At 43.6% G+C, this 4,044-nt stretch carries 3 protein-coding genes and 3 pseudogenes; 4 read left to right on the top strand and 2 right to left on the bottom strand.

From position 1 onward, the window contains the following. Together L4C36_RS23375 and L4C36_RS23370 are read left to right on the top strand one after the other, a co-directional pair. Positions 1–205 (top strand): annotated as a pseudogene (locus L4C36_RS23375) (IS3 family transposase); the annotation flags it as partial. Between the two features lie 265 nt (positions 206–470). Then, positions 471–1,061 (top strand): SMI1/KNR4 family protein, encoded by a 591-nt coding sequence (locus tag L4C36_RS23370; protein ID WP_428480171.1) that lies wholly within the window; start codon positions 471–473, stop codon positions 1,059–1,061. A gap of 264 nt (positions 1,062–1,325) precedes the next feature. Here the strand turns inward: L4C36_RS23370 and L4C36_RS23365 are convergent. After that, a pseudogene (locus L4C36_RS23365) lies at positions 1,326–1,472 on the bottom strand (IS91 family transposase); the annotation flags it as partial. 297 nt (positions 1,473–1,769) lie between these two features. Here L4C36_RS23365 and L4C36_RS23360 point away from each other — a divergent pair. After that, positions 1,770–2,183, top strand: a complete 414-nt coding sequence (locus tag L4C36_RS23360) for a hypothetical protein (RefSeq protein ID WP_428480170.1) — start codon at positions 1,770–1,772, stop codon at positions 2,181–2,183. A gap of 650 nt (positions 2,184–2,833) precedes the next feature. Further along, positions 2,834–3,295, top strand: a complete 462-nt coding sequence (locus tag L4C36_RS23355) for a GNAT family N-acetyltransferase (protein ID WP_428480169.1) — start codon at positions 2,834–2,836, stop codon at positions 3,293–3,295. Positions 3,296–3,529: 234 nt separating this feature from the next. On the opposite strand, the pseudogene L4C36_RS23350 reads toward L4C36_RS23355, so the two are convergent. Beyond that, a pseudogene (locus L4C36_RS23350) lies at positions 3,530–4,044 on the bottom strand (IS110 family RNA-guided transposase); the annotation flags it as partial.

Raw genomic sequence — 4,044 nt, 5'->3', positions numbered from 1 at the left:
GTATAACACCGAACATAAGCATAGCCGTCTAAATTATGTTACGCCGTCAGAACGGCACAATGGAAAAGATGCAGCAATACTGAGCCATCGAGAGAAGGTGTTATCAGCACATCGAAGCAAGAAACCAGAACGTTGGTCAAAGAATATTAGGAACTGCCAGCCTATCGGGGCAGTACACTTAAATCCCGAAAGAGAAGCAGCGTAATAATTGACCAACTAGTGACAACTACCTTGAAAAACACCGTGAGTTTTACGTTGTAAAGGCTGTTTTGTGGGTCAAGACGTAGCCTGTCGCATCTTCGCCATGGATACTGAAGCCGAATCTTTGTGGAATGGCGCTAGATCAATGCCATAGATTGAAAGTGACATGGTGGCCTCCGAACATATATCGTGTTTGACTCTTCAAGTGTGGTAGAGCCGGATGAGGGGGAGTCCATGTCATTCGTTAGAACTAGGGAGGGTTATGAAATATGAAAACAGTACATCAGCTTCTCAACGAGCTTTGTGTTTGTTTTGAAAGAAAAGGTCACTTGGTAACTTCATCATTATTAGCACCTTTAACAGAAAAGGAACTTGAAGCTAAATGTTCAAACTGGTTTCCAGCTGAAATTCCAACTTCAATTAAAGATCTCTATACGTGGAAAGGTGGGCAGGAACACGATGCATGGGAAGAAGAGTTCCCATTTTGGTTTCGGGATATGAGCTTTATCAGCCTTGAACAGGCAGAGACGGAATATAGATCTATGAACCAATTTCATGGTGTTGATAATACATTAGAAGAGGATGGTGTTTTACTAAAAGACTGCTTTCCATTTGCTGCTTTCAATGGTGGCTGGTTTGTAATTCCTGCAAGTAATCACAAGTGGTCTAATAGTTTTAATGAACCTGTTATATGTGTTTTTCAAGGCATAGATCTGTATTATCACTCGATTGATAAAATGGTTAAAACGGCAATCGAATGTGTTCAATATCCAACGTGGACAACTGAAGACCCAGATACCCCCGAGGATGTAGAAATGAAAATATGGAAAAAATACAATCCGGGTATATTTGGAGAATAGTTCTAACAAATAAGGATTAAGGTGTTTCGCAGCCAACACTAAATCCCAGGTGTTGAACAAGTCCGACGCCTCTTTGTAGAGTAAATTGTGCGATTGGGTTTGGTGGGAACATCGCTCAGTCCTTTTCTCAAGACGAGCGATGCCGAGATAAGCACGTGAATGTCGACTTATCAATGAGTTAGCTGTTTTTCTGTCTTTGGACCTTCACCTTCCTTCTGTGTCGCTTGTTATTGCACCATTATCCTTATTCTGTTCGCCTTTCGGCTATCTCGGTCGGCTGACGCCTACGCAGGCCATGTCATGCTGGCAGCATGGGCAGACACGAACGGCTTTGGTCTCGGTTATCGGCACAGTCGGTGGCGTGTAATAAAACAGACCCAGCAACAGTAGTTGAATACGCACGCGCAGCGCTTTAGTTCGCCGAGTTTGGTCAGTTCACGCGCCCAATAATAGGAAGCGCCACAGGTTTCAATACCAATGAGGGCTGGCGAGATATTTGCAAATGTTGCAAGAACTTTAGATCTTCCCCTGAATTTATAGAAAGAGAAGGCTTTTGTGGATCAGTACCTTTGCCTGTCATATCTTCGCCATGGATACTGAAGCTATGTTTGGCAAGATCAATGCATAGATTGAAAGTGATAGGGTGGCCTCCGAGATTTTATCGAACCTGACTCATCAAGTGTGGCAGAGCCGGATGAGGGGGAGTTCATGTCATTCGTTATGCGTTTTATCAAAAAGGAGAGTTTTATGAATCATTATTGGGTTGTTGGTGCATCTTGGGGAGGAACTGAGCATCAAGATACTAAGTTTCTTGAACAGGGAATATGGATGCTTGGTTGGGATGAAGAGTCTCAACCTGCGCAGTATAAAAATGCGTCACAAATCCAATCGGGTGATCGGATAGCGATCAAAAGAATGAAAGGTCGAGGTCAAACCGGTATCAAAATACTTCATCTTGGTATTGTAAAAGGGGTCATTCTTGATACAGATCGAGTTATATGCACTGTTGATTGGGTTGCGACAAACTTGGATCGCAATATTGAAGAAAGCCGAGGGTGCTTTAAATCAATTCATGGTCCATTTGAAAAAGATGATTGGGTAGAAAAAGTCTTTTGCCTGTAGTAGCACACGCATAACACATATGAGCCTTTGAGGTGTCAAGGGGTAAAGCGATCCCCCTTGGCTGCGTAGCAGCCAATATAATCGAACAACAAAGCTGTCTACTTCGCTCTGTCGATTATCGTCGCTTACAACAAACACATATTGAGGGTCTCTTACTGTGGTCTCACCGCTGCCTGCTAGTTTTACGCAGGGCCAGACTAGGCGTCCTCCTAGTCATACATCGGTTAACCCGAGTAGGCACTATTCAAAGAGAATGGCTGCTTCCGCTTCAGGCTCGGCTCAGGTGTAAGCAACTTTGTTGTTCGCATTGATGCGCAACATTGGGATGGCTAATCAAAGCAAATGGGCTTGAACAACCAATGCACAGTAGATCCAGTGAAGGCTGAGATGCCAATGAGGGCGGGATATTAGCAAACGTTGCAAGAGCCTTAGATATTCCCTTGAATTTATAGAAAGAAAAGGGTTTTGTGGATCAGTACCTTTGCCTGCCATATCTTCGCCATGGATACTGAAGCTATGTTTGGCAAGATCAATGTCATAGATTGAAAGTGATAGGGTGGCCTCCGAGATTTTATCGAGCCTGACTCATCAAGTGTGGCAGAGCCGGATGAGGGGGAGTCTATGCCATTCGTTATGTGCTAGGAGTAAAAATGGAATTATCGTATGAAAAAGTGACTCATCAAGATTTAGATGTAATTCTTAAATTAGGTGAAGCTGTTAATGATAAGCATGTTGTACCTCTTCTTAATTCTGAAGGTCAAAAAGCTATCAAAATGGCGTTTAAATCTGATATCGACAAGGTAAAGGATGCCAGTATTTATTCAGCGATTAAAGCCACTATTGATAACGAAATTATCGGTTATATAGCTTGGCGTGACGAAAGTTATATTGGTCATCTTTACGTTAAAACTGAATATCACGGTTTTGGTGTGGCTAAGGGTTTAGTTGAAGAAATGAAGGCGGTAAGTGGTGCAAAATTAATTAGCGTTAAAGCTTCGATTTATGCGCTTGGTTTCTATAAAAAAGTAGGATTTAAGCCAGTATCAGAAGAGTTAAGCTTAAACGGTATTCGTTATGTTCCAATGGTACTTAATGTTCAACAGCGCACATAACAAAGCCATCAACACGATGCTTATAACATTCGGTCTGTTTATTGGCTTATTTACCATGACCCTGATGACCCTGATGACCCTACGCGGTTGCGGTTCCTCATTCGTTAGAAGGCATCTTTTGTGCCCGCCGCATTATCAGGTTTTCCCGCAAATGGTCTTAACCATACATCATTATTGGCTATTGCAATGACCCGGTGAAGTGTGTGATTCCCTCACAAATGGTTTCTACATCCGTTAATTTTTKATGGGTTCGTAGTCGGTGTCGTGRCGYAGCAGCGACCAGATAATTCGCGCATTTTTAGCGGCTAATGCCACGATAGCGCGTTTGAAGCCCCGCCGCTCAACCAAGTCTTTACACCACAAGCTGAGTCGGTCGGTTTTGTCGCCCAGACTGGCAATCACCGCCCGTGCCCCATGAACGAGTAGTGTGCGAAGGTACTTATCGCCTTTTTTGGTAATACGGCCAAGCCTTGGTTTACCGCCCGTGGAATATTGGGTTGGCACTAAACCGAGCCAAGCAGCACCTTTTATTAAAATCTAGCTCTGCCTTTATCGAACTGCTCGCCTTTGCCGATACTGGCAATCACCGCCGTTGCGGTAATAGGACCGATGCCCGCCACTTTCATTATCTTTTTGGCATTATGGCTGCGCGATACCAGCATATCAAAGCAATGTTCCTGATCGTCAATGCGCTGGTTGAGTACTAAAAGGTGGTCGTAACAATCAGCGATGATTGCTCTGGCTAAATC

The organism is Photobacterium japonica (assembly GCF_050337005.1).
GTDB classification, from domain to species: Bacteria; Pseudomonadota; Gammaproteobacteria; order Enterobacterales; family Vibrionaceae; genus Photobacterium; species Photobacterium japonica.
This window is presented reverse-complemented; position numbering and strand designations above follow the sequence as displayed.

Excerpts from the sequence above, each read along its gene's own strand:
- L4C36_RS23360 (WP_428480170.1), top strand. The coding sequence starts at position 1,770 with ATGTCATTCGTTATGCGTTTTATCAAAAAGGAGAGTTTTATGAATCAT.
- L4C36_RS23370 (WP_428480171.1), top strand. The coding sequence starts at position 471 with ATGAAAACAGTACATCAGCTTCTCAACGAGCTTTGTGTTTGTTTTGAA.
- L4C36_RS23355 (WP_428480169.1), top strand. The coding sequence starts at position 2,834 with ATGGAATTATCGTATGAAAAAGTGACTCATCAAGATTTAGATGTAATT.